27 protein-coding genes are annotated in these 26,335 nt (G+C 34.5%); 9 read left to right on the top strand and 18 right to left on the bottom strand.

Annotation, left to right across the window (positions count from 1 at the left end):
- The first annotated feature begins 41 nt into the window (after positions 1-41).
- Positions 42-1,259, top strand: a complete 1,218-nt coding sequence (gene hflX, locus WBG07_RS11075; protein WP_340201312.1) for a GTPase HflX — start codon at positions 42-44, stop codon at positions 1,257-1,259.
- Between the two features lie 44 nt (positions 1,260-1,303).
- Here hflX and WBG07_RS11070 read toward each other — a convergent pair whose 3' ends face one another.
- The 6 genes from WBG07_RS11070 to WBG07_RS11045 form a co-directional block, all read right to left on the bottom strand.
- Positions 1,304-2,185 carry a DUF3078 domain-containing protein gene (locus WBG07_RS11070; protein WP_340201310.1) on the bottom strand — a complete coding sequence of 294 codons (882 nt, stop codon included), beginning with the start codon at positions 2,183-2,185 and terminating at the stop codon, positions 1,304-1,306.
- An 87-nt stretch (positions 2,186-2,272) separates the two neighbouring features.
- A complete protein-coding gene (locus tag WBG07_RS11065) occupies positions 2,273-2,779 on the bottom strand; it encodes a DUF2480 family protein (RefSeq protein ID WP_340201307.1) in 507 nt (168 codons plus the stop codon).
- The gene (locus tag WBG07_RS11060; RefSeq protein WP_340201306.1) at positions 2,779-3,105 is read right to left on the bottom strand and encodes a DUF59 domain-containing protein; all 327 of its coding nucleotides are present in this window, start codon (positions 3,103-3,105) and stop codon (positions 2,779-2,781) included. Before WBG07_RS11060 ends, WBG07_RS11065 begins: the two co-directional genes overlap by 1 nt.
- Before the next feature lie 5 nt (positions 3,106-3,110).
- The gene (locus WBG07_RS11055; protein ID WP_340201305.1) at positions 3,111-3,533 is read right to left on the bottom strand and encodes a SufE family protein; all 423 of its coding nucleotides are present in this window, start codon (positions 3,531-3,533) and stop codon (positions 3,111-3,113) included.
- A 31-nt stretch (positions 3,534-3,564) separates the two neighbouring features.
- The gene (locus tag WBG07_RS11050; RefSeq protein ID WP_340201303.1) at positions 3,565-3,987 is read right to left on the bottom strand and encodes a hypothetical protein; all 423 of its coding nucleotides are present in this window, start codon (positions 3,985-3,987) and stop codon (positions 3,565-3,567) included.
- An 81-nt stretch (positions 3,988-4,068) separates the two neighbouring features.
- Positions 4,069-5,112, bottom strand: coding sequence for a zinc metalloprotease (locus WBG07_RS11045; RefSeq protein ID WP_340201301.1), 1,044 nt, complete (start codon positions 5,110-5,112; stop codon positions 4,069-4,071).
- A gap of 312 nt (positions 5,113-5,424) precedes the next feature.
- Here WBG07_RS11045 and WBG07_RS11040 point away from each other — a divergent pair, with 312 nt between their 5' ends.
- The 4 genes from WBG07_RS11040 to WBG07_RS11025 all read left to right on the top strand — a co-directional run bounded on the left by WBG07_RS11040 (position 5,425) and on the right by WBG07_RS11025 (position 9,921).
- Entirely contained in the window at positions 5,425-6,090 is a 666-nt protein-coding gene (locus tag WBG07_RS11040; protein ID WP_340201300.1) for a hypothetical protein, read from the top strand.
- A gap of 315 nt (positions 6,091-6,405) precedes the next feature.
- Positions 6,406-7,074 carry a hypothetical protein gene (locus WBG07_RS11035; protein ID WP_340201298.1) on the top strand — a complete coding sequence of 223 codons (669 nt, stop codon included), beginning with the start codon at positions 6,406-6,408 and terminating at the stop codon, positions 7,072-7,074.
- 383 nt (positions 7,075-7,457) lie between these two features.
- A complete protein-coding gene (locus WBG07_RS11030; protein WP_340201297.1) occupies positions 7,458-8,180 on the top strand; it encodes a hypothetical protein in 723 nt (240 codons plus the stop codon).
- Between the two features lie 34 nt (positions 8,181-8,214).
- Entirely contained in the window at positions 8,215-9,921 is a 1,707-nt protein-coding gene (locus WBG07_RS11025) for a hypothetical protein (protein WP_340201296.1), read from the top strand.
- Between the two features lie 7 nt (positions 9,922-9,928).
- Here the strand turns inward: WBG07_RS11025 and WBG07_RS11020 are convergent, their stop codons facing one another.
- On the bottom strand, positions 9,929-11,143 hold the full coding sequence (locus tag WBG07_RS11020) for an aminotransferase class V-fold PLP-dependent enzyme (RefSeq protein ID WP_340201294.1): 1,215 nt from the start codon (positions 11,141-11,143) through the stop codon (positions 9,929-9,931).
- Positions 11,144-11,237: 94 nt separating this feature from the next.
- Between WBG07_RS11020 and WBG07_RS11015 the strand changes: the two genes are divergently transcribed.
- Positions 11,238-12,578, top strand: coding sequence for a serine hydrolase domain-containing protein (locus WBG07_RS11015; protein WP_340201292.1), 1,341 nt, complete (start codon positions 11,238-11,240; stop codon positions 12,576-12,578).
- A 3-nt stretch (positions 12,579-12,581) separates the two neighbouring features.
- On the opposite strand, the gene sufD is transcribed toward WBG07_RS11015, so the two are convergent.
- From sufD to WBG07_RS10980, 7 genes are all read right to left on the bottom strand, one after another.
- Positions 12,582-13,898: a Fe-S cluster assembly protein SufD gene (gene sufD / locus WBG07_RS11010; RefSeq protein WP_340201291.1), complete on the bottom strand. Its 1,317-nt coding sequence runs from the start codon at positions 13,896-13,898 to the stop codon at positions 12,582-12,584.
- Positions 13,899-13,912: 14 nt separating this feature from the next.
- Positions 13,913-14,668, bottom strand: a complete 756-nt coding sequence (gene sufC / locus WBG07_RS11005; protein ID WP_340201289.1) for a Fe-S cluster assembly ATPase SufC — start codon at positions 14,666-14,668, stop codon at positions 13,913-13,915.
- A gap of 22 nt (positions 14,669-14,690) precedes the next feature.
- Positions 14,691-15,584, bottom strand: coding sequence for an N-acyl homoserine lactonase family protein (locus WBG07_RS11000; protein ID WP_340201287.1), 894 nt, complete (start codon positions 15,582-15,584; stop codon positions 14,691-14,693).
- A 14-nt stretch (positions 15,585-15,598) separates the two neighbouring features.
- On the bottom strand, positions 15,599-17,044 hold the full coding sequence (gene sufB, locus WBG07_RS10995) for a Fe-S cluster assembly protein SufB (RefSeq protein ID WP_340201285.1): 1,446 nt from the start codon (positions 17,042-17,044) through the stop codon (positions 15,599-15,601).
- 68 nt (positions 17,045-17,112) lie between these two features.
- A complete protein-coding gene (locus WBG07_RS10990) occupies positions 17,113-17,442 on the bottom strand; it encodes a HesB/IscA family protein (protein ID WP_340201283.1) in 330 nt (109 codons plus the stop codon).
- A gap of 168 nt (positions 17,443-17,610) precedes the next feature.
- Positions 17,611-18,942, bottom strand: coding sequence for a lactonase family protein (locus tag WBG07_RS10985; RefSeq protein WP_340201282.1), 1,332 nt, complete (start codon positions 18,940-18,942; stop codon positions 17,611-17,613).
- Between the two features lie 7 nt (positions 18,943-18,949).
- Positions 18,950-20,206: a choice-of-anchor B family protein gene (locus WBG07_RS10980; protein ID WP_340201281.1), complete on the bottom strand. Its 1,257-nt coding sequence runs from the start codon at positions 20,204-20,206 to the stop codon at positions 18,950-18,952.
- 86 nt (positions 20,207-20,292) lie between these two features.
- Here WBG07_RS10980 and thiL point away from each other — a divergent pair, with 86 nt between their 5' ends.
- Entirely contained in the window at positions 20,293-21,348 is a 1,056-nt protein-coding gene (thiL, locus tag WBG07_RS10975; protein WP_340201279.1) for a thiamine-phosphate kinase, read from the top strand.
- On the opposite strand, the gene WBG07_RS10970 is transcribed toward thiL, so the two are convergent.
- Together WBG07_RS10970 and WBG07_RS10965 are read right to left on the bottom strand one after the other, a co-directional pair.
- Positions 21,345-21,608, bottom strand: a complete 264-nt coding sequence (locus WBG07_RS10970) for a hypothetical protein (RefSeq protein ID WP_340201277.1) — start codon at positions 21,606-21,608, stop codon at positions 21,345-21,347. The genes thiL and WBG07_RS10970 overlap by 4 nt on opposite strands.
- A gap of 88 nt (positions 21,609-21,696) precedes the next feature.
- Positions 21,697-22,473: an alpha/beta fold hydrolase gene (locus tag WBG07_RS10965; protein ID WP_340201276.1), complete on the bottom strand. Its 777-nt coding sequence runs from the start codon at positions 22,471-22,473 to the stop codon at positions 21,697-21,699.
- Positions 22,474-22,508: 35 nt separating this feature from the next.
- On the opposite strand from WBG07_RS10965, the gene brnQ reads away from it, so the two are divergent.
- The gene (gene brnQ / locus WBG07_RS10960) at positions 22,509-23,795 is read left to right on the top strand and encodes a branched-chain amino acid transport system II carrier protein (protein WP_340201275.1); all 1,287 of its coding nucleotides are present in this window, start codon (positions 22,509-22,511) and stop codon (positions 23,793-23,795) included.
- Positions 23,796-23,884: 89 nt separating this feature from the next.
- On the opposite strand, the gene WBG07_RS10955 is transcribed toward brnQ, so the two are convergent.
- Together WBG07_RS10955 and WBG07_RS10950 are read right to left on the bottom strand one after the other, a co-directional pair.
- Positions 23,885-24,067: a hypothetical protein gene (locus WBG07_RS10955; RefSeq protein ID WP_340201274.1), complete on the bottom strand. Its 183-nt coding sequence runs from the start codon at positions 24,065-24,067 to the stop codon at positions 23,885-23,887.
- Positions 24,068-24,142: 75 nt separating this feature from the next.
- A complete protein-coding gene (locus tag WBG07_RS10950; protein ID WP_340201273.1) occupies positions 24,143-24,637 on the bottom strand; it encodes a hypothetical protein in 495 nt (164 codons plus the stop codon).
- A 428-nt stretch (positions 24,638-25,065) separates the two neighbouring features.
- On the opposite strand from WBG07_RS10950, the gene WBG07_RS10945 reads away from it, so the two are divergent.
- Positions 25,066-26,244, top strand: coding sequence for a hypothetical protein (locus tag WBG07_RS10945; protein WP_340201271.1), 1,179 nt, complete (start codon positions 25,066-25,068; stop codon positions 26,242-26,244).
- The last annotated feature ends 91 nt before the right edge of the window (positions 26,245-26,335 follow it).

Raw genomic sequence — 26,335 nt, 5'->3', positions numbered from 1 at the left:
CAAGCAAGCAAATGCTTAAATTTGCAATTCGATAAGTATCTATGCTAGAAAAAAACACATTAAATTATGAAAAGGTAGTGCTCATTGGAGTTATTAACCAAGAGCAGGATGAAAAGAAAGCCAAAGAATATTTGGATGAGCTTGAGTTTTTAACATATACTGCAGGAGGTGAAGTTTTAAAAAGGTTTACACAAAAAATTGATGTCCCCAACCCTAAAACATTCATTGGTTCTGGTAAAATGCAGGAGGTGAAAACTTTTGTAGATGAAAATGATGTAGGAACCATTGTTTTTGATGACGAGCTCTCTCCAGCTCAACAAAAAAATATAGAGAAATTATTAAAGTCTAAGATTCTGGATAGAACCAGCCTTATTCTTGACATTTTTGCCCAACGTGCCCAAACGAGCTATGCACGTACACAGGTAGAATTAGCTCAATACAAATATTTGCTGCCACGGTTAACAGGCTTATGGACCCACCTTGAAAGACAAAAAGGAGGTATTGGTATGAGAGGACCTGGAGAAACCGAAATTGAAACAGACAGACGTATTGTTAGAGACCGGATCTCTTTGCTAAAGAAAAAGCTTGAAACCATAGACCGGCAAATGGCTACGCAAAGAGGCAACCGGGGTGCGCTGGTAAGGGTAGCGCTAGTTGGTTATACCAATGTGGGTAAATCTACTCTTATGAATGTTATTAGTAAAAGTGAAGTTTTTGCAGAAAACAAACTTTTTGCTACACTTGACACCACGGTTAGAAAAGTAGTAATTGGCAATCTTCCATTTTTATTAAGTGATACGGTTGGATTTATTCGCAAACTCCCCACACAGCTAGTAGAATCCTTTAAAAGCACCTTAGATGAGGTAAGAGAAGCAGACCTTTTGTTGCATGTAGTAGATATTTCACATCCCAATTTTGAAGAGCATATTGAGTCTGTAAACCAAATTCTTGCAGAAATTAAGTGTGTTGATAAACCTGTGATTATGGTTTTTAACAAGATCGATCAATATACTTATGACACTATTGAGGAAGATGATTTGGTTACCGAAAAAACAAAATCACATTTTACCTTACAGGAGTGGAAACGTACCTGGATGCAAACAATGGGAGAAAATGTATTGTTTATCTCTGCTCTGAATAAAGAAAACCTTGAGGAATTTAGGAAGAAAGTGTATGAAGAGGTTCGAAAAATTCACGTAACACGTTTTCCTTACAATAAGTTTTTATATCCGGAATATAAAGAAGATATGAATTTATAAAAAAAGGGGCTCAAATGAAGCCCCTTTTATATATACGTTTTTTGTTAAAAACCATAATTAATTCCTAATCCAAATACCTGTCTTACCTGCAATCTACCAATAGCGTTGTCATCATAAATGGTTTGCAAAGCTAAATTAGTGCTTAAATACTTATTGATTTTCATCACTATATTTAACTGGTAATCTAAATCCACATTTTGAGGGTCTTCTAAATAATTCGTATACAAATTAAGAATATTTTCAAAAGATACATTTTCCATCAATTCAAACTTATAATAAGCAGAAAGAGAAGCTCCTAGCTCAAATCGAGTGCTATTTCCCTCTTCAACACCAAAATAGGCGTCATTTGGCAGAGTAAAATCACTATTTACAAAAATAAAACGTGCCGTTGCTGGCGCAATATTTACACTTAAATTATCACTCTTTTTCCATAACATACCAGGACCAAATTGCAGATAGGCCGGAGAGAAGAAATTTGTTTGCTCTGTTCTAATTTCTTCATTAGTAACTGGATCAGTTCCAAAAACATATCCCTTTGCAAATTGAGTTTTAAAATTTAAGAATCCAGAATAATACCAATTGCCTCCTGCTTTTTTTCCTAATAACGAATTAATTTCTAAACGGTCATCCGTTTTTTTTGCAAATTCACTGCCTTCTGTTTTTACCAAACCATAGGAAGCGATAATTTTGTTATTCCAAGTCCAATCACCTTTTAAATAATTAAAATCATAATTAAGGCCTAGGGTTCCTGAGATATTATTCTCTCCTCCTGCTATCCAGTTTGAAAATGACGCTTGGTTTAAAAGAAAAGAGATGTTCCCCTTGGTAGTCCAACCCTCCTTTGGTGGTTCTTTTTTATCATCTTGGGCGTTGGTTGTAAATATTCCAAAACCAACAACAACTAACAATAAAATAACTTTTTTCATAACTTTTTATTCGTTAAAATTCAAGTTACAAAAATATGAATAGTTTATGGTTCACAAATAATTCGGATAAGAAAAAGAATACAAATTTTATTTCTTTTTATAAAGAGGTACAGCAGAGCATGCTTCACCATACATCATACTTTTAGCAATTGGCTGTAGTTTTTTTAATAGGTATAAGTAAGCATTTTGAGGAACTGGTTTATGTGAACATCCTTTAACGATGATAGAGAGACCTTTAAGTTCAGAAAGGTCTAGTTTGTTAATGATTTCCTGATATAGCGTTGTCTCTAATAGTTCAAGATCACCAATAACTACTTTTTTTGCAAAAGGATTGAGATAAGTACTTAACAGCATAAAAGCCCAGGCAGGAATAATTGCATCTGAGGTACATGTTAATGCCACGAATGTATTTTGATACGTTTCCCAATTATGCGCCTTCGCTTTTTCTCTAAAATCCTTTTCGCGAAGCACAAAACCTTCATACAACCAATCTTTAATATCAATAATCACTCTTTTGCCTTCTGGGTAATAGTCTTCCAGATCAAAAGTGACCAACTTACTTTGCGCAACTCTGTTTACAATCTCTTTGTCCATTATAGTAATCCCAACTCTAATTTTGCCTCTTCACTCATTAAATCCTGACTCCATGGCGGATCAAATGTAATTTCAACTTCAGCAGATTTTATCATATCTATTGATTTCACTTTTTCTTCTACCTCCACAGGCAATGTTTCTGCTACTGGGCAGTTGGGTGTAGTTAGTGTCATCAAAATTTTGACATCAAAATCTTCATTTACAAAAACATCATAAATAAGACCTAATTCATAGATATCTACAGGTATCTCCGGGTCATAAATGCTTTTAAGCACTCTAACTATTTTTTCACCGAGCTCATTTGTACTTACTGTTGTTTCAGACATAGCAATTAGTTTAATTGGGTTTGATAAGCAACCGCGTATAACTTAAGTTGTTTAATCATACTTACAAGACCATTTGCTCTTGTAGGCGAAAGATGTTCTTTTAGGCCAATTTCATCAATAAAAGCAGTATCTGCTTTAATGATATCTGCCGGTTTTTGGTTTGAAAAAGCACGAATCAATATGGCGATAATCCCTTTTGTAATAATAGCATCGCTATCTGCTGTAAACATTAGTTTATCTCCTTCCAGATTTGCATGCACCCATACTTTGCTTTGACAACCTTTTATGATATGTTCGTCTGTTTTGTAATGCTCATCAATAATTGGTAATGACTTCCCTAGTTCAATCATATACTCATATCGTTGCATCCAATCGTCAAACATAGAAAACTCGTCAACAATGTCTTGTTGTATATCTTTAATAGTCATTTTAAGATTTTATACAAAAATACAATAAGTATTACTGCTTTTCAATAGTTTCAGACAATGATAAAATAGCATTTACTAATGCTTCTAATTCTTTGGGAGGGTTACCATGATCAAATGAAGCGGTATGTATGTTATCTTTATCAAGTTTAACCTCCAATGTTGCCATGGCAGCGGCATCTACCTGACTTTTTGTAGTGTCTGATTTTAGACTCTCCATTTGAGAAAGATCTATTTTTTCAAGTATTTCTGTAATTTCTTTCCATTGTGCCTCTGTCATCTTTAATTCCTGTCCTTTTTCAGCACCTCTTGTTTTTTGCACGATCATACCGCTTTTGTTTACTATTACATTGTAATAAAAACCTCTTGTAGAAGCATTATAAGTGATTACTGCATCACTGGTTTGTGCACAGCTTTTAATAGAAGCCAGTGTCAAAATGAGTAGTAAGAGTTTCATAGCATACAATTTTGAAATTAAGTATAATATTACAAAAAAGGCGCCTTAAAGGCGCCTTTTATATGATAAAATTAACAGGAGTTAAGGGGTTAAGAAACTTTCTCTAACACCACCTGTAGTAAATAAAGCGCGCATTCTAGATTTTTGTCCTTCTGAAAACATGTACATACAAGCATCATCTACGTAATCCATATAATTCATAGTCATATCATTAGTTCGACAATGTTCTGTTGGATAAGAAGGGCATCCGTAATTTGGTCTGTCTGAAGAGGGTGTATCTGCCACAAAATCATCTTGACGACATCTTCCGTCTCCCCATATATGGCGTAAATTCAACCAGTGACCCACTTCGTGAGTCGTAGTTCTTCCTTTGTCAAATGGTGCTGCCAAAAATCCTTGAGAACCAAAAAATTGCGGCCCTACCACTACGCCATCGGTAGCCGAATTACCTCCTGGAAATTGAGCATATCCAAGAATACCTCCTCCTATATTACATACCCAAATATTTAAGAATTTTGAAGTGTCAACCGCGTCTGAACCGCCATTATTTGAAGATTTCATAGCGTCATTAGTACCCCATGAAGTTCTGGTAGAAGATACTCTGATTACTTGCGCTAAGGAGAATTGAACATCTACATCAGAAGCTACATCTGCAAACTCTGCCGGAACTTGATTAACATCAGAATTAGTTTTACTGAAGTCTTCGTTTAACACATCTATTTGAGAATTGATTTGAGCATCACTAATGTTTTCATTAGCATTGCTATAAATCACATGAACAACCACTGGTATATTTATGGTTCCTAAATTATCTGGAGTAGGATCTTCGCCACCGCCGCCACCGCCGCCATTTCCGTTTCCATTTCCTCCCTTTTTGGCAGCTACTCTTTGTGCGTATTCATATCCATGTTTTTCAATTTCTGCCATCTTAATGGCAAGCATAGGGTTTTCTGCCAATTGTTTGTCTAGAACACCCATAGATTCACAACTTCTAGAAAAGCTGTTTTTAACACTTTCATCTAATTCCATAGCCTGAATAGTGTTGTTGTTTTCTGTTTTTGCCTCCTCAGAACAAGAGGTTAAAATCGTGGCAACAACAGCCATTGTAAGAAAAATTCTTTTCATGTAAATAAAGTTTTGGTTAAATTTTCGCACCCGAATATATAAATTTTTAACAAATTATTAACTAAAAGTTAATAATTTTACAAAAAATCTTATCAATAAATAGATTAATTAGCGCTAACTAATCTCCATTTTATTCGCCAATTGTCTATTTAAAACCTTATGCATACCCTTAATTTTAAAAATCCCTTTAGCCAGTATTATGTGCTATTCAAAAAATACAAAGCAAAATTTTAGGGGGTATTCACTCTAAGCTGTACTTAATACAAAGATGCTATAAACGCTAATTAACATTTAAAAAGAAAAGAAGATATCGTGCAAAATGAAATACCAGATACAATTGAGGTAAACACAGGATTAAATGAAAATCCTACTAATGTAAACAACAATTTAAGAGAAGTAGCTCCCGCAAATTCTATATGGCAAAATCCAATTCGTGCTTTACAGGAACAATTTCAAACTCTTAACCCTGAAACAAGAAATACTATTAAAGAATTTGGAAATGCTATGGGAACTATTATCCTTGGTGTTGGCAACATTTACAGTATTAAAACACTTGCTCAAAAAGACAGGTCTGATGAAGAAAAGAAGCTGGCTCCGCTAATTGCTACTATACTTGCAACAACAGATTTACTAGTGGCTACGGCAATAGTCTTGCGCTTAAAAAGAAATAGAACTAATAATCAAACAAATACATATGACGGTGACACCGTTGCGCTAAGTGCCGATTTAAGGCAGGAACAAGAAGCAATGCAGGATGAAGAACTTGGAAATCAACAAGAAACTGCGGAAGAAACAATAGAACCTGAGATTCTTAACTCTCGAGATACTGAGAATGATAACAACAATGAATTTTCATTAAGTAATCTAGCTATGATTCCAGAAAGAACAACGAGCAGTAATTCTTTAGGTTCAACTATGCAAAATCAACAAAAAGCTTCAACAGAATTCAGCCCTAAATTAAGATCTTTTAGTATTTAATAATATCTGTTTTATTTGATATGATAATGCTAAGAACAAAACTACAAATCACAAAAAAAGTTTAGATTTCTTTTAAACACGGTAATTTCTCTTCAGTATTCAAAAAAAAAGTACTAGGTATACTGATTGTATAACATTTGTATTTATGCCAATATATGGGTTGAATACTTTACTATTATTGTAAACCTTCCTAAAAAACTGGATTTTTCTAGGGGAAATTGATCATAAATAATACCTACTATAAAGACAATATACTTTAGTTGACAACTAAATTTTTAAATAAGGGTTATTTGAAAATATCAATACTATTTAATCATGCAAAACGAACTCCCAAATACAGCGCAAGAACCCGTTCAAGTAAATAATGGCTTAAACGAGTCCCCAGTTATTAATGTAAACGATTTAAGACAAAGAGTTGGCAACCCTTCTCAAAATCGTTTACCACGTATTAACCTACAAGCATTAAAAGTTTATGCAGCTAAGTTTGCTAGTGCAGGAGTAATTAGTTTCTACAACATCATGCAGTTGGCAAAAAAAAATAAATCCGAAGAAGATAAGAATCTCATTCCCCTTCATGCAGCAATTGTAGCAATTTCAGCTTTTACCTTTGGTATACTAGCAAGGCGAAAAAATGCGCGTATTCAACAAAATCAAACAGATGACGCTACTGTTGCTTTAAGTAATGATTTGAGACAAGCGCAAGAAATTCAGGTGGATGAAGAACTAGGAAATCAACAAGAAACTGCCGTAGCATCCATAGAATTAACTGCCCAACAAACTAATGACCCTGAAGATAGTAATAACTTAACAGTAGAAAATCAGTCTAACACTCCAGAAAATGCAATCAGCGACAAACCAAGCAATGAATTAGTATTAAGTAACTTAGCGGCTGTTCCGGAAAAACGGATTAGAAGTAATTCAACTACCCGCCTAGATTCACAAATCTCCTCAAATGAATCTAAAACGAGATCTTTCAGTATTTAATGGTGCCTAGTATAAGTATCTATTTTAAAATCTCACAGGCATTTTTATATAGTTAATGATGAAGAATTGATCTGTTATATTTAATATGATCATGCTAAGAACAAAACTACAAATGACAAAAAAAGTTTAGATTTCTTTTAAACACGGTAATTTCTCTTCAGTATTCAAAAAAGAAGTACTAGGTATACTGATTGTATAAAATTTGTATTTATACCAATATGTATGGGTTGAATACTTTACTATTATTGTAAACCTTCCTAAAAAACTAGATTTTTCTAGGGGAAATTGATCATAAATAATACCTAATATAAAAACAGTATACTTTAATTAACAACTAAATTTTTAAATAAGGGCTATTTAAAAAATATCAATACTATTTCATCATGCAAAACGAACTCCCAAATACAGCGCAAGAACCCGTTCAAGTAAATAATGGCTTAAACGAGCCACAGGAGCCGGCTCAAGGAAATAATAATCTAAATGAGCCCCCTATTATTAATGCAAATGATTTAAGACAAAGAGTAGGAACTCCTATTCGTCAAAATCCAATTAACGCCTTACAAAGACGTTTACCACGTATCAACCAACAAGCATTAAAATTTAATGCGATTGGATTTACTGCTTCAGCAATTACGAGCATATATAATATAGCTCTCTTAGCAAAAAAGAATAAATCAGAAGCAGATAAAAGTCTTATCCCCTTTAATGCAGTGGTTATAGCCCTTTCAACTTTTGCCTTAGGTTTTTTAGCAAAGCGATCAATACAAAATCAAACAGATTCTCCTACTGTTGCTTCAAGTACTGATTTAAGACAGGAACAAGAAGCAATGCGAGATGAAGAACTCGGAAATCAACAAGAAAATGTGGAATCATCCTCTGTAGAATTAACTTCTCAACAAGCTAATAACGCTGAAAATAGCAACAGCTTATCTGGTGAAAATCAATCGGAAACTCCAGAAAATGCAATCCACGATACAAAAAGCATGGAATTGGCATTAAGTAACTTAGCGGCTGTTCCGGAAAAACGGATTAGAAGTAATTCAACTACCCGCCTAGATTCACAAGTATCTTCAAATGAATCTAAAGTTAGATTCTTGAGTTTTTAGTATATTGGTAATTATAAGAACATAAAATTAAACCATGGCTTTAAATACGGAACAACAAAGCTTTATTGAAGGAAGACTAGACTCTATTTTGCTTCCAGAGCGAAGTGATCAAAACAAACTTCAACAAGAACTCAAAGATATTAATGAAGCCATTTTAAATAATAGTACTCCATCTGAGGATACTGATCTTTTTGTTACACATTTTAATGAACCAAATCTTTTTTGGGGACTCCAGACGCTAGAGATTCCAAATCCATTTGGAATCCCAGAACCTGGGAAGGGAGCTACCCTTGGTGATATTAGAAACCATATGGTAGCATATCTGGACAAGGTAACACAAGATGTTTCAGAAAAGTCAGGTATAAATCCTACAAAACTTAGCTGGAATAACGATTTAATGCTAGCTGCTGTTACCAACAAACCTTTAAATGATCTTATGCTGAATAACGGTCAACCACCTATTGGCAATAATGCTCCAATCTACAACACAAATTCTTTAGGGGTTTTCAATAGAGAATTACGCCGTCCTGAAAGAGGGTTCCTTCAATTTGTACTATCAAACCGTAATCCTCTTGTAGTTGCCGATTTACGTGCTTCATCTTCTGTTACAAATACCCTACGTAGCTTTTTACCAGCTCGACCTCTTAACAGAATGGATATTGTACAAAAAATAACTGGAATGAATTATGTGCAATTAGAAGCGATACAAGATATGATGTTGTCACCTGAAAAAGCTAAAAATGCTTCGTTAAAGCCTCATCATCTAGTTGCTTTGGGTTCTCAACGTATAAGGCCGTTCAAGAAAAATGTAGATGTGAAAAATGAATCGCAAAAAAACAGCTATAAAAAAGAGAATTTAACTGTTGATGATATTAGTACTCTTACCGAAATACAAACAGAAGGTCTTTTGTTAGGACTTACCTTAAATATGATAACAGATAAGGACTTCGGTTTAAAAACAGTAAATGCTATTGATCCTAACAGAAATGGAACATACGCCACTACTATTACTGAAACAGCACTTATAAATAACTATGCGCAAGCTCGTGAAATTACAGAACTTCAAGCGAAAACTATGTTTAAATCTACTTTGGGCATAGAACAGGTAAAATCTACTCCTGAATATAGTTTAAGAGCAATTGCAGAACAAGGAATGCATTTTGAAGACGTAAATAATATGGAACCCTACAAGCTTCGTGCAATTGTTGATCATCAACTTTCAGTAGATGATTTAGTAGAAACGTTTTCTGAGCGAATCCTAAACGTTATGGATATGATGGTTGCTAATGGCTTAACTTCTCAACAAGCCTATGCAGAAGCAATAACTTTAAACCATAACCAAACAAATGGACTTCTTAATTATGGACTCACCATTGATCAAGTAAGTATAGAAGAATTTGGCAAACATACCATTCAAGCACTTGACCATTTACTGGAAGATGCTATTAATATACTTAAAGAAACAGGGGAAAATTTTGAATTTACCATGCCTTTGGATGCTAATCTTGCAGCTATTACACAGAAAAATTTTGAACAGATAAAAGGGCTTTCTGCAGCAGAAATACAAGCTAATTTTGGCATTTCAACCTCTCAAGAAAGTAACAAAGAAGAAAACCTTGAAAAGCTAGCGAGCACTCCCACAGCTAAAAATGACACCGAGAAACTTAAGAGCAAAAATGAAAGCAAGGAAGGCAAGGAAAAAAGAAGGGGTAAAAGAGATAAAAAACCAAAAATGATTTAAACATAGTTTAAGACAACATTTCTTTAGCCTTTTTTACCGCTTTTATCAACGCATCTACTTCTTCTTTGGTATTATAAAAAGCAAAACTGGCGCGGATTGTTCCAGGAATTTTATAATAGTCCATAATAGGTTGTGCACAATGATGCCCTGTACGCACTGCTATGCCTAATTTATCTACAATAGTACCTACATCATAAGGATGAATGCCTTTTAGATTAAATGAAACTACAGAAGTTTTGTTTTCTGAAGTCCCATAGATTTTAAGTCCTTCTATGGCTAATAGCTGTTCCGTAGCATAGCTTAAGAGTTCATTTTCATGTGCTGCTATTTCTTCAAAACCAATACTATTCATATAATCTAAAGCGGCACCAAAAGCAATACCACCGCATACATTAGGTGTGCCCGCTTCAAATTTGTGGGGTAGACCTGCATACGTAGTTTTTTCAAAAGTAACTTCGTCAATCATTTCACCACCTCCTTGATAAGGTGGAAGCTTGGTGAGCCAAGATTCTTTTCCATACAGCATCCCTATACCAGTAGGACCACACATTTTATGAGCGGAGGCAACATAAAAATCAACATCAAGCTCTTGCAGATCGGCTTTAATATGAGGTACTGCCTGTGCTCCATCAATTAATACAGCCGCACCCACTTGATGAGCCATCTCAATTAGTTGCTTTACTGGATTAATGGTTCCTAATGCATTAGAAATATGATTGCAAAATACCAACTTTGTTTTGCTTGAAAGCAATTCTTTATAGACATCCATTAAAAGCGCTCCTTCTTCATTCATAGGGATCACCTTCATGATGGCACCTGTGCGCTCACAAAGCATTTGCCAGGGTACTATATTAGAATGATGTTCTAAAGCAGAAACAATAATTTCATCTCCTTTCGTTAAAAAGGAAGAAAAGCCATTAGCTACTATATTGATACTGTGTGTAGTGCCTGAGGTAAAAATAATTTCATGGGCTTTTGCAGCGTTAAAATGAGCCTGAATCTTATTTCTTCCATTTTCATATGCATCTGTAGCTTCTTGCGATAAGGTATGTACCCCTCTGTGAATATTTGCATTATACCTTGAGTAATAATCAACAATGGTATCTATTACCTGAGTAGGTGTCTGAGAAGTTGCAGCGTTGTCTAAATACACTAACGGATATCCATTTACCTGCCTTTGAAGAATGGGAAAATCTTTTCTTATTTCATGTACGTCAAACATAGTTCAATCCTTCTAATTTCAATACAAAGGTACTAACTATTTCTGTAGTTATTTTGGTATATTTGGAAGGATTTGTACTAAAAACTTATGCCTTATGAAGATCTTTAAATGGCTTCTAATCTTACTTCTTGGAATATTCATTTTTGCCCTGATATCCAATTATCCAAAATTAAATATCATATCAGGATATTCTGCCAAAAATACCAGTTCTTCAGTTTTTGTAGGACATCGAAATCTTGCCTTGACTGATTCAACAGATAATGCGTTTAGCCCCGTAAATCTGGCAAAAGATGAGGTTGATTTTAATATAAAAAAAGCAAGTGCTTCGGTCTTTGGTATGTTAGAAAGAACAGCTATTTACAGAGAAGGTCTTGGTAGTGTTCTTATAAATGAAACCTATGACCCAAATAAGCCTTATTTAACTCCTAATCGCACTAAAAATAAAATTGATTCTATAGCCTATCCCTTTGGCTCAGGAGAGCCAGTTGATAGTTTATTTAGTTCCCTTGACTACAATCAATTAAAGAATGCTATTTCTAATGCATTTGATAAGAAGAATGAAAACATAAAGCAGACCAGAGCTGTATTAGTGCTCTACAAAGATCACATCATTGGAGAACGTTACGCCGCAGGTTTTAATGAAAAATCAGTATTCCTAGGTTGGTCTATGACCAAAAGTATTATTAGTACACTATACGGTGTTTTGGAACATCAAAAGAAATTGTCTATCACAGATAAAGCTCCCATTGAAGAATGGAAAAATGATAATAGAGCGGCTATTGATTTGAGTGATCTTTTGCAAATGAATAGTGGACTTGAATGGGATGAGAATTATGGCACTATAAGCGATGTTACTAAAATGTTGTTTTTGGAAAGCAACATGACAACCCCTCAAATTTATAAGCCCGCAATAGCCAATCCCGGAGAAGTATGGAATTATTCTTCTGGAACTAGTAATTTACTCTCAGGAATTCTAAGAGATCAATTTGCTACACATCAAGAGTACTTAGATTTTCCTTATGAAGCATTAATTGACAAAATTGGAATGCATTCTATGTTAATGGAGGCTGACCTTGATGGAAATTATGTAGCATCTTCTTATGGCTGGGGAACTGCTAGAGATTGGGCAAAATTTGGGGTACTCTATTTACACAAAGGGAACTGGAATGGAGCACAAGTTTTTAATCCCAATTGGGTTTCGTATGTTACAACGCCAGCGCCCAATTCAGGTAAAGATTATGGGGCTCATTTCTGGCTAAATGCTGGAGCTAAATTACCAGATGTCCCTAAAAGTATCTACTATGCAGATGGTTTTCAGGGACAACGGGTATTTATTATTCCTTCTCACGATATGATTGTGGTACGCTTTGGATTATCAAATATTGATTTCAACGCGTTTTTAAAAGAAATCCTCGCTTCCGTTAAGCCATCTTAAATATTATAAATCGAAACCTAAATTCACGCCAAGTTTAGTTGCAATTAATTTATTAATTCGGCTTTTTACCTGAGGTATTTTAACACTCTCCAATACATTATTGGCAAACGCATACATTAATAAGGCTCTTGCTTCCTTTTTGGGTATTCCCCTAGATTGCATATAAAACATGGCGTTCTCATCTAACTGACCAATAGTACAACCATGAGAACATTTTACATCATCGGCAAAAATTTCTAATTGTGGTTTTGTATTGATAGTAGCATTATTATCTAGTAGAATATTATTGTTTTGTTGAAAAGCGTTTGTCTTTTGAGCTATTTTATCCACATATATTTTACCATTAAATACACCCGTACTTTTCTCGGCATAAATACCCTTATAATCTTGATGACTTTCACAATTTGGTTGTGCATGATGTACTAACGTATGATGATCTACATGTTGCTTGCCTTCAATAATAGTAATTCCCTTAAGTGTAGATTCTATATGCTCCCCTTTTTGGTAGAAATTAAGATTATTACGTGTTAAGGCACCTCCAAAAGAAAAGGTATGCACACTAGCATTACTATTACGCTCTTGGGAAATGTATGTATTGTCTATAAGAGATGCAGAAATCAGGTCATTTTGAATTTTATAATAATCAACCATCCCATATTTATCTACAAATATTTCAGTGACTGCATTGGTTAAGACTTCATTACTCGTAAGACTTTGATGTCTTTCAATTATCTGTACACTTGCGTTCTCTTCTACTACAATAAGATTACGTGGTTGAAGCATCATTGCTGATTCACTCCCAGTAGAAAAATGAATTATTTGAATAGGCTTATCAACTACTTTCCCTTTTGGAATTTTGATATATGCTCCTTCATAGGAAAAAGCAGTGTTTAAAGCAGTAAGACTATCCTCTTTTTGAGCTGTCTTATTAAAGTATTTGTCTACCGTGGCTTTGTATCTTGGCTTGCTAAGTGCAGCACTCATTAGACACACATCTAAACCTTCATGAGTGGTTTCTGAGAGATGAGAGCTGTACAGTCCATCTATGAAAACTACTTTATAAGATTCAATATCATGAATAAAATAACGCTTGACATCTTTAAAATCTAACGCAGATTCTTTTTTAGGGAAAACGCTATAGTTATTTTTGAGCAATGTATTTAATGAGGTATACTTCCAGGCTTCGTCTTTTTTAGTAGGAAACCCATTTTTCTCAAATACTTCAATTCCTTCAGACCTCATTTCATGCACAGATGAATCTACATCAACCTTTTCTTCAAAGGCCATAAAAGAGGATACTAGTTTATCTTTTAGTTCCATAATAATTAGGTAACCTAAACGGTTTCTACTTGCTGTTTAATCCAATCATACCCTTTTTCTTCTAGTTCAAGGGCTAATTCTTTTCCTCCAGATTTCACAATCTTTCCATTGTGAAGTACATGTACAAAATCAGGCACTATATATTCTAATAATCGCTGGTAATGTGTAATTACGATTACCGCATTGTCTTTACTTTTTAATTTATTCACACCATTGGCAACAATTCTCAATGCATCAATATCTAAACCTGAATCTGTTTCATCAAGAATCGCTAATTTAGGTTCTAACATCGCCATTTGAAAAATTTCATTTCGCTTTTTTTCTCCCCCAGAAAAACCTTGGTTTAGAGATCTGGAAAGAAATTTTCTTTCTATCTCAAGTAGCTCTGCCTTTTCGCGAATTTTTTTCAACATTTCATTTGCTGGCATATCTGCCAGACCTTGTGCCTTGCGGGTTTCATTAATTGCTGTTTTAATGAAGTTGGTTACACTTACACCGGGTATTTCTATAGGATATTGAAAAGAGAGAAAGATTCCTTTGTGAGCGCGTTCTTCTGCTGCCAATTCACTTATATCTTCTCCTTCAAATAGAATCTCACCTTCTGTTACTTCGTACTCTTCTTTACCTGCAATTACAGCAGATAATGTACTTTTACCAGACCCGTTAGGTCCCATAATTGCATGTACCTCACCTGGTTTTACATTAAGATTGATTCCTGTTAAAATCTCCTTGTCTTCTATTCCTGCTTTAAGATTCTTAATCGTTAACATATGCTGTTAGTATTGTTCGTTTTTATTGTAAATATTTTGGTGCCTTAGGCATTTTATTAAAATCATCAAGCTCATGCTGTATGTAAACTGTTGCATTTTTTTCTTTGGCAAACATTTCAAAAGCTTCCATACTTTCTAGAGTAATATCCGCATCAAAGTTAAAACTTGGAACTCTTTGGTGTGTTCTATTTTCATTGAAATGGTATAAATCTCCAGACAATAACACTGGACCATGTTCAGAAAGGTCTAAAAACAACACCTGATGACCTGGTGTATGGCCTGGCATTGATTTGATCACAACGCTACCATCTCCAAATACATCAAAATCTCCGTTTAGTTTTTTAACATTGGTGAGTTCTTTAATTGAATTATAAACATCTGTATTTGCTTTTTGAACCTCTTCACTAGTTACATAATCATATTCCGCTTCCTGTACTAACCAAGTTGCATTTTTAAAAACATTTGCAGTACCGGTATGATCAAAATGAGTATGTGAAAGCGCAACATATGTAAAGTCTTCTGGTACAAGATTTATTGTTTTTAGCTGGTTTTTAACGGAATCTTTTCTTGAAATTGTGAAAGCGCCGTCTGGTGAAGTAAAAGGCTCAGGAAGCCCTACCAATCCTTCTGGTAAACCCGAGTCCCATATAAGATTTCCTTTGGGATGACTAATTACATAAAATGCATCTGAAAATTGTTTTGTTTTTCCCTGATAGGTAGTGTCTTGTGAAAAGAGTTCTAATTTGTTTACCAGTACAGAACCTCCATTAAAAGTATAAAGTTTAACTATAGGTTTTTTTACTTCTTCTTTTTGAACCGTTATTTCATCCGCTTTTTTTGGCGTTTCCTTGCAGGAAACAAATAAGGTGAAACCTGTAATTATCAATAAATTTCGTATCATTATTAGTTGATTCATAAATTAAATGAATATTATCCTACGGATCCTTCTAGACTTATTTCCAGTAATTTTTGGGCTTCTACTGCAAACTCCATAGGGAGTTTGTTTAGAACCTCTTTACTAAAACCGTTCACAATAAGGGCAATTGCCTTTTCAGTATCTATACCTCTTTGATTGCAATAGAAAATTTGGTCTTCTCCAATTTTACTGGTAGTAGCCTCATGCTCTATCTGTGCGGTTTTATTTTTAACTTCTATATACGGAAAGGTATGAGCACCACATTGGTTTCCCATTAGCAAAGAATCACACTGTGAAAAATTACGTGCATTTTCAGCTCTTTTACTTACCTGTACTAGTCCGCGATAACTGTTTTGAGATTTACCTGCAGAAACCCCTTTGGAAATAATGGTACTGCGGGTATTGTTCCCTAGATGAACCATTTTAGTTCCTGTATCTGCTTGTTGATAGTTATTGGTTACAGCAATGGAATAAAACTCTCCTACAGAGTTATCACCCTTTAATATACAAGATGGATATTTCCAAGTTACTGCAGAACCTGTTTCTACTTGTGTCCATGAGATTTTGGCATTTTTTTCACAGATACCTCTTTTAGTCACAAAATTATACACTCCTCCTTTGCCATCTTTTCCGCCTGGATACCAGTTTTGTACGGTAGAATATTTAATCTCTGCATCGTCTAAAGCTATTAATTCTACCACGGCTGCATGTAATTGGTTTTCATCTCTACTAGGGGCTGTACATCCTTCCAAATAACTTACATAACTACCTTTATCTGCAATAACTAGGGTACGTTCAAATTGACCCGTACCTGCCTGATTAATTCTAAAATAAGTAGAGAGTTCCATAGGGCAACGAACTCCTTTTGGTATATAGCAGAAAGAACCATCTGAAAACACCGCAGAATTAAGAGCAGCATAGAAGTTATCTCTTTGAGGCACTACGGACCCTAAATATTTTTTAACCAACTCAGGATGTTCTTGAATCGCCTCAGAAATAGAACAAAAAATAATTCCTTTTTCACCTAGAGTCTTCTTAAAAGTAGTTGCTACAGAAACAGAGTCCATCACAATATCTACTGCTACACCTGCCAACTTCTTTTGTTCATCAATAGAAATTCCTAATTTATTGAAAGTCTCTAATAATTCTGGATCTACCTCATCAAGACTTTCATATTTATCTTTCTTCTTTGGTGCAGAGTAATAGGAAATTCCTTGAAAATCTGGTTTTTCATAGTGCACATTTGCCCATTCTGGTTCTTTCATTTCAGACCAATATCTAAAGGCTTCTAATCGCCACTCGGTCATCCATTCTGGTTCATTTTTCTTTTTAGAAATACCTCGAACAACGTCCTCATTTAGGCCATTTGCAAAGGTATCAGATTCAATATCAGTATAGAAACCATATTCATACTCCTTGGTTTCAAGTTCTTTTTTTAATTCTTCTTCGGTATATGCCATTTGTTTGGAATAAAATCAATATTACTTGCTATAAGCAATGCATATTGATTTATTAGTTTTAAGTATGTTTATAATGAAAAACTCTCCCCACATCCACAAGTACGTTGGGCATTTGGGTTGTTAAAAACGAATCCTTTACCATTGAGACCACCAGAATATTCAAGTACTGTGCCTATTAAATAAAGAAAGCTTTTTTTATCTACTATAATCTTGACTGCATTGTCTTCAAAAAGTTTATCTTCATCTGCTATTTGATCATCAAACTTCAACTCGTAGGATAGACCAGAGCATCCTCCACTTTTAACACCTACTCGTACATAATCTTTAGTAGCATCAAAACCCTCTTCCGTCATGAGTTGTATCACTTTAGCCTTAGCTTGTTCTGAAACTTTAATCATTTTAATATAGATTGATTCTAATTAATTACAAAAATAGTGTATAAAAAGCTATTTATAGCAATCTGTAACATATATATAACAAATGTTAAAATAGTTTTTTCTTATTAAATAATACACCTTAGCCTTACATTGTAGTTACTCCTGCTGCTAAGAAAAAATCATTTCTTTCTATTTGAGCTTAATAATTGTTGCATCTTTAGTTCCATTAAGTGCGTTTACTATTTCACCGCAAATAATTACATAGTTCCCATTAGGAGATTGAAAAGCATCAAATCCGAGGTCAAGTCCTGTTCCTCCCATTGTTTTTTGCCATTTTAACTGTCCTGATGCATTGATCTTAAATACCCAAATATCGTTTTCTCCTTTATTTTCAATCAAATCATTATCTGTACTCTTAGAGTTTCCGGTAATCAGAAAACCTCCATCTGCTGTTGCAGTAATTCCTTCAGCGTCTTCAAAATCTAACCCGCCATAACTGCGCTCCCATTCCATTTTTCCGGCATCATTGATTTTAATAGCCCAAACATCACTATTGCCAAAATTACGGCTTATCATACCATCTGAACTGTTAGAACCGCCTACAATAATATATCCATTATCTAAGGTTTTCACAATAGCATTTGCTCTATCTATTCCACTACCACCATAAGTGCGCTCCCATAACTGCGCCCCATCTGCACTAATCTTAAGCGCCCAAAAATCGTAACTCCCATTACTCTCAGAAATATCAAAATCATCACTCTCTGTATATCCCGCTAAAACAAAGCCTCCATCATTGGCTTGTACTACTGCGTGTGCACGATCATTATTTGTACCACCAAAATAACGTTGCCAAACAATAGCACCTGACGCATTTAACCTAGTTGCCCAAAACTCTCCCACACCATGCGCTGAAACGGAAGAACGACCTGTGTTTCCAGCTCCTCCAGAACCTGTAACATCTAAAAAACCAGACACAAAATAACCACCATCTGAAGTTTGAATAATATCATAGGCATGGTCATGACCTGCATAACCAAAGCTTTTTTCCCATAAAATTTCTCCGGAAGTATTGAGTTTTAAAATCCAATTATCATGAAAACCTTGATTGGCAGATGCATCTCCATCTGAACTCATACTGTAGCCAGCAATAGCATAGCTACCATCATTGGATTGAATTAATGCTTGCCCCCTATCATCTTTAGACCCTCCATAAGTCTTATTCCATTGTAAATTACCTTCGCTATCAAACTTTAATAACCAATAATCATTCACAGGTGTTGTTTTATCTGCAATAATTCCATCAATACTATTTGTATAGCCTAAAACGGCAAAACCTCCGTCTAAAGTGGTAATTATATCCTGAGCAGTATCGTCTGCACTGCCTCCATAATTACGCATCCAATCTAGCTCTGCTTTAAAATTCGCTAATGTCTCGTCTTGCTGATTATCGTCATTTGAGTTACATCCCAATAAAATGAGTAGCGCTAAAATTAATATGTATTCATTCTTTAATTTCATCTTAAAGCTAATTGCTTTTTCTAATAATAAAAAATCCATTATTGATATCACTTATAATAATATTTCCACTTGAAAAGTATGGATAGACGCTCCAAACTCCTCTAAAATTTGCATTATTATTTTGCGGATAAGTATCAAAAAATCCTGTTTCCGAAATATTCTTATTCGCTATATCTGAGATATCTAACACTCTTATTCCTGCGGTATAATTTGCCAGAAAAAATTCATTCCCCTTTACATAACCATTGTGGTCTATCGCATTTGTAGTGCCCAAATATTGATCATGTAACGATGGGTTTTCAAGGTCTGATAAATCAAAAATTAATGTTCTGGATTTAAAGCCAAATTCTACTTCATCTAATTCATCACCTAATAGAAAATAGCGTTGATCTTCTGTGAACCAACCTTGATGTGTATATTCACGATTACTATAGGTAATAGATGATATGAGTTCTGGGCTCATCTTATTGGTTACATCTACAATTACTAAACGACTTTCATTACTTCCTAAAAAAATCTCTTTACCCACATATCTTGTATCTGGACCTTGGTAGGTAATTACCTGTGCATCGTGTGTATAACCTTCACTGGCAAAACCTCCCGAAGCTACAGGGGCTTGAGGTGAAGATATGTCTACAAAATGTGCTCCGCCATTATAAATGTCATTTCTAGCAGTTCCTACAGCATAGGCAAAGCCTGAAGCTTCATTGATAACAACATTGTGTGCATTGCCAAAACCCGTAAAATTAGTGTCTGTATTAAACTGCTGTGGCGGATTTGCAACATTTCTCAACTTAGTTAGGTCAAAAATTTGCATGCCATGCCCCGCTGCTTCGCTGACTATAAAAGCATGGTTATTAAATACTTTTACATCACGCCATCTACTTGAACCAGTAGCGGTTGCCAACTTACCCAAAATGACGGGATTTTTAGGATTGCTTATATCAATAAATACGGTTGCGTTATCAAGTGCTAAAATTGCATATTCCTTATTTGTAGCACTATCCGTCCATCCCCAAATATCACTTGCTGAGATAGCTTCAAGAATAGAAAGAGGAATCTGCGCTTGTAAATCGTAGCCTTTACATGGGTAGGCGCCTGCAAAACCATTTTCGCAAGACGCAGGACTCGCGTTTGTTGGATCTGGATTATCTATCTGAATTACATCATCACTAGAAGAAACACATGAATATGTACATAGTATGATAATGCTTACTAACAACTTATTTACCTTCATCATTAACTCAAACTTTAGGGTTGTCATGTAAATTTATTTTAAAAAAATGGGTTTTTCATATTTTGAATTGTTAATTAATGTATTTTAAACCACTTGTTTTTTACTTTTGCGCCATGATTGAAGATAAAAATCCGAAACGAACGCCGCTTTCCACTCTTGGCGAATTTAAACTTATAGATCATTTAACTACTGATTTTTCTTTGCAACAAGAAACTTCGCTTAAAGGAGTTGGTGATGATGCGGCAGTAATGAATTTTAATGATGTTTCAACAGTTGTTTCTACAGACTTGCTTATTGAAGGCGTTCATTTTGACTTAAGTTATGTTCCTTTAAAACATTTGGGCTACAAGGCAGTAATGGTTAATTTATCAGATATCTATGCCATGAATGCCATGCCTACTCAAATAACTGTTTCTATTGCTGTTTCTAACAGATTTCCTCTAGAGGCACTAGAAGAACTCTATTCTGGTATCAAGTTAGCTAGTACATTATATAAAGTAGATTTAGTAGGGGGAGATACCACCTCATCTACTAAAGGTTTGGTAATATCTATTACCGCCATTGGGATTGCCCAGGAAAGCGAGCTTGTGTACAGAAGTGGAGCAAAACCAAATGATTTATTAGTATTGAGTGGTGATATTGGTGCTGCTTATTTAGGTTTACAGGTTTTAGAAAGAGAAAAAGAAGTCTTTAAGGTAAATCCAAATAATCAACCTGATTTGTCTATGTATACCTATTTAATGGAACGTCAACTCAAACCAGAGGCACGAAAAGACATTTATGAATTGCTAAAACAATTAGAAATTAAACCCACTTCTATGATTGATATTAGTGATGGTCTTTCTTCTGAAATTATTCATTTAGCAAAGCAAAGTAAAGTAGGGTGCAATCTATATGAAGATAAAATACCTTTAGACCCACAAGTTATTAATACTTGTGAGGAATTTAATATAGACAGTACTACTATCGCACTTAGTGGTGGGGAAGACTACGAATTATTATTTACCATAGACCAAAAGGAATTTGATAAAATAAAAGGCAACCCTAATTTAACCGTCATTGGGCATATGACCGAGGAAAAAGAGGGTTTACATCTTATCACAAGAGCTAATACCAAAATACCTATTAAGGCAAAAGGTTGGAACTCATTTGATGAAACAAAAGATTAAGCTGCAGAATGTGTAGGTCTATGGGTATGTGCCATTCGCTTCTGATGCAACAGTGCCAAAGTTTCATTGATTTCTTTAAGTTGAGGTGTTAAAGAAGCCAAATTTCCTTGTACATCAATGGTTGCTTGTTTTTTGCAACAAGTACATTCAAACTCATTAATATGAGCGGTTACTTTTTTGGTGATCATAAAACGGTGTCCGAAGAATAGGCAAAGTAGTCTGCCAACCGAGCTTCTCGGTGCTTTTGTAGGGGTATTCATGATTTGGGTAATTAAGATTTGGACGATAAATATAAACAAAAATTTCTAATAGCCAAGCAATCAGTCCCTTAATTTTTAACAAAAATTTCTAGTTATGAACAATTTTAGCGAGTAGCAATAATACTTCTGTTCTATTTTCAATGTAAGACATATGTCCTCCATCCAACAATAGTGAAGAAAAACCCAACTCCCCCGCCTGAGAAATCAGTTGCCTTTCATCAATTAGAATGTCTTCTTTCCCAAGAATAAGATACTTATCTACTGCAAGTCTTTTTGCTATTTTAGTGTAGTCTGGTCTTATTTTCATTCCTTCTAAAGCTGCAATGATTCCCTGCAGTGAAATTTTTAAAGCCTCTTTCTTGATTTTAGCAAGTTCTTTTTTTAGGAGCGTTCTATTCTTATCTGCAAATAAACTTGGTATGGAAAGATTTACAAAAACCCTATGACTCTTTCTTACTGCTTCAACAGACCGATCTCTATTCATTTTTCTTTCCAGATTATCATCTTTCCAAGTAGAATTCATCAAAACAAGTTTTGAAATTCTATGCGGCTTTTTAGCTGCTAAGGCAAGAGCAACATAGCCGCCCATTGAATGCCCAATAAATATACTCCTCTTGATGCTTAAATAATCTAATACTGCTAAAACAGCATCTGCCATCATTTCCATGGTATGAATATAACCAAGATTCCCTGTTTTTCCATGACCTAGAAGATCTATACAGATTACTCGCCGCTGCTTACGAATAGAAGGCAGTAAACTTTCCCACATGGATATATTTTCCATAAATCCATGAAGGAATACAACAGATTCTCCACTTCCCTCATCAGAATAAAAAATTTCAATTCCCTTATATGCTAAAACCATTTTTGAACTATCTTTCGCAAAGATAACTCCACCAAATGAATAAATCGAAAGAAACTCTAATTACCGGATTCGCCTTGTTTTCTCTTTTTTTTGGTGCTGGTAACCTTATTTTACCTCCGTTTTTGGGTTTTAATGCTGGGGAAGATTGGATTATTGTTGCCTTAGGTTTTTTAATCTCCGGTGTGCTTTTACCCATCATGGCTATCTTTGCTCACGCAAGGCTTCAAGGCACAATGTTTGATTTTGCTAAAAAAGTATCTCCTGTTTTTAGTGTGATTTATTGTCTGTGTGTGTACATCATTTCCATCACATTACCTTCCCCTAGAACAGCCTCAGTTACACATGAAATTGCTATTGCTCCTTTTTTTGGAACAACATCGTGGCTCACAAGCACCATTTATTTCATTCTCGTGCTCCTATTTGTTTTAAATAGATCTAAAATACTAGACATTCTAGGGCGTATTTTAACTCCTTTAATTATTGGTATACTTCTCCTTATTATTGGCATGGCCGTATTTGCACCTTATGATTCCATGACAGGTGGAAATTATAAATTGCCATTAGTTAGTGGATTAATTGAAGGCTATCAAACCTTTGATGCCATTGGTGGAGTGGTAGTGGGTGGAGTACTCATTATTTCACTTAATTTAAAAGGCTTTGGTTCGTTTAAAGAGAAAAAATCACTTATTACAAAGGCAGGGCTCTTAGCAGGTACCGGATTATTTCTTATTTACACCGGACTTATACTTACTGGGGCTTTATTTGGAAATGAATTTTCCCCAGATGCCACCCGTATAGAAGTTCTTACCGGAATAAGTAACAAGACATTGGGTGCCATTGGCACTTCTTTACTTAGTGTACTGGTTTCATTAGCTTGTTTTACCACAGCCGTGGGGATTGTAACGGGGACTGCAGATTATTTTAAAGGACTTTTTAAAGGCTCCTCTAAGGTATACACAATTACTGCGGTAATTGCTTCTATACTTGGAGTAATTATGGGCCAGTTTGATGTACATTATATTATTGATATTGCCCTGCCCGCTCTTATGTTTATTTACCCTGTTACTATTATTTTAATACTTCTCAATATCATACCAGAACGCTTTACTTCGGTTTTGGTTTTTAGAGCCGTCGTATTTACAACCCTTATTTTTAGTATTCCAGATTTTTTAACCTCAATTGGTTTTACCAAAGAAATGAATTCAATTCTTGAATTATTACCACTTGCAGGCTATAGTCTGGCATGGCTGCTACCTGCTAGTATTGTTTTTGTTTTTGTAAATTTCTGGAGTTTATATCTCTCTAAAGTTAATTCTATTTAGATTCAGGATTTTTTTGATAAAACATTAACTGTTGTTAGATATAATTACAAAATGCCGCAGAAAGCAGCATTTTGTAATCAATGAGTTCTTTAAGCCCAACATACTCTTACTGAATCTGCACAGGTGCTACGTTCCGTATCATTTTGACAAGTGACAATAGTGTCATAAACTATTGACACCTCAACTGTATGCTTCCCTCCTTTAATACTTTCACTTAGTTTAGAAACGGTTAACTTCTTTAAATTCAACTGATTTAACTTTGCTTTTTTCATTTTTATTTATTTAAGTTTTTTCTTATATAAATATAAAGTAAAAGCCTCGTTTTTTGAGCTTATCTAAAAATAATTTCAATTTTTCCTAATCTTTTTTATCTCAAATACATTAACCTCTCTTTCTTCATTTGTACGTAATTTTATGCTAGCAGACATAGGAAGGTATGATGGGTTGCCAGCAAAAGAACAATAGAATATGGTTCCCTCTAAAGATTCTGTGGGTTCTTCTGAATCTATATAACCTATATCTATTACTAATTGCTTATGCATAATCTCGGCAATATCAGAGATCGTATACTCCAAAGGATGTTTAAAATTAGGAGGATAGATTTTAGCCTTTAATATTTCGCATACTTCTTTTTGGGCTTCTATCTTATTAGCAAACACCAAAATCTCTTCGTTTTCATTTTTTATGGGCTCCCCATAATTTAAATTTCTAGGCTGTGACAATTTAAAGTAGCAAACTACAGGTTTTGAAATCTCACGCTCACAGGTTTCTTCACTATTTGAAAGATAACCAAAGGTTAGCCAAACAGATCTTCTATTAATAATTACAATTTTCGTCTCCATCTTACGTATTTGGTAGGTTATGTTTTGGGATTTCCAAGAAAAGACTTTGCATCTTTTTAATATTGGACCTCCATTTACTATTATTTACTAGTTATTGGAATTAATGACCAAAAACTAAATGGTTTAGAGAATAGTATGATAGAATTACAAAAGCCCCCAACAAAAAATGAACTATTTTATGTTTGAAATTAATAAGATACAGTCAAAAAGAAAAAACCAACTTAATTGATAGAAAAAAGATAGTTTTAACACCATAAATAAACTATCATCAGGTATCCACTACTTTTTATAGAAAAACCAATTAAATCAATCACAACTATTTTTATAAATGTCTTCTAAGAAGTAAAATTTATGATTGTTTTTTCAAAAAAAAATAAATATTTTTCTTACATTTATTAAAGTAATTTACTAACATAAAATTGTTTGCTATGAAAAAAATTAGTTTTAAACCTAAGATTTCGGTTTTAAAAAATGTAAGTGTATTATTTGTATTAATTGCAATTTATTCATGCTCTAAAGATTCAGTAGAATCAACGAATGAGGAAAGCACCTCAATCAATGAAGTCACTGCTAGAGAATCCAATTCGGATGTGACTTTTCTTTCTGGTCAAAAAACGTTTTATAGCTCCTATGCATCTTCTGTATCTGAACTTCGCTCACTTCAATCTAGTCTCTGTAGTTTGATTGATCTAAGTGGAATAAATTCGGAAAGAGGGTATCTTGTTTTTCCTGATGAAAGAAGCATGCAAAGCCTATACGAAGCCATTGAAGATGTGGATAGAAGGTTTCAGGATACGGTAGAAGCAAGATTAGAAGAGTTGTTAGTTGAAGCTAAAAAAAATCCTTCAATTGTTAATTATTATACCCTTGAAGCTGCTATATCCAATGATGTAGATGAGGAGATTCTTAATGGTATAGAAGAACTTATGTGGAATGACGGAGTTTTTGCAGAAAACATTCAACAATGCGTTTCAGACCGTATGCCAATTCCCACCTTATGGAACAAAGTAAAAACTTTATCAGACAACTGGCTTGCGGCAAGTGGAGAAGATTTAGATGTATCAAAGGACCCTTCGAATTTTTATATAGACGATGAGATTGCATCTCTATTTTTGAACGAGGATTCTCAGGCTAGTATTTTAGGTAAGGTGGAAACATTTACAGAAGACGTAGAGATCAATTCCAATAATGGTGGGTCTTTTCTAAGTAGGGCAAACGGATGCAGAACTTGGCGAAAAGAAGTTGAAACCGGAAACAATGGAAGTAGACGGCTTAGAGTAGTTGCAAAAGTCAGAAACTATGTTGCCTATAAAATTATCAAATCCAAAATCACTGGTTGGAAAAGGAGAAGGGGAAGATGGAAAAAACGCAGGTTCACCAAAACCCTGTTTATGGGAGGAATTGCTATTGCACATAGAGCTTCTCTAGACGAAAACTGCGATCCAGCATTCTCTTTCAACATAAGCCTAAGTGAAACAAAGAAGAAAAAATCATTCAGAATCTCAAGAACCTGGTGGGGTCCGGATTGGTATGTTGCTGTATGCAGAGATCAATTTGGGGCAGTAGGTAATGTAGGAAGTCTCAATGTAACAGCTATTATTGATTAATCATAAAACAATACATAAAATAACCCTGTACTCTTGATGGCTACAGGGTTATTTTTATTTTAAATAAGCTCACCATAGCGTTATGATAATG

Origin of the sequence: Ascidiimonas meishanensis (assembly GCF_037782385.1) — a bacterium.
In the GTDB taxonomy this organism is placed as follows: Bacteria; Bacteroidota; Bacteroidia; order Flavobacteriales; family Flavobacteriaceae; genus Ascidiimonas; species Ascidiimonas meishanensis.
Note: the sequence above shows the minus strand (reverse complement) of the source record. Positions and strands in the feature narration are given on the sequence as shown.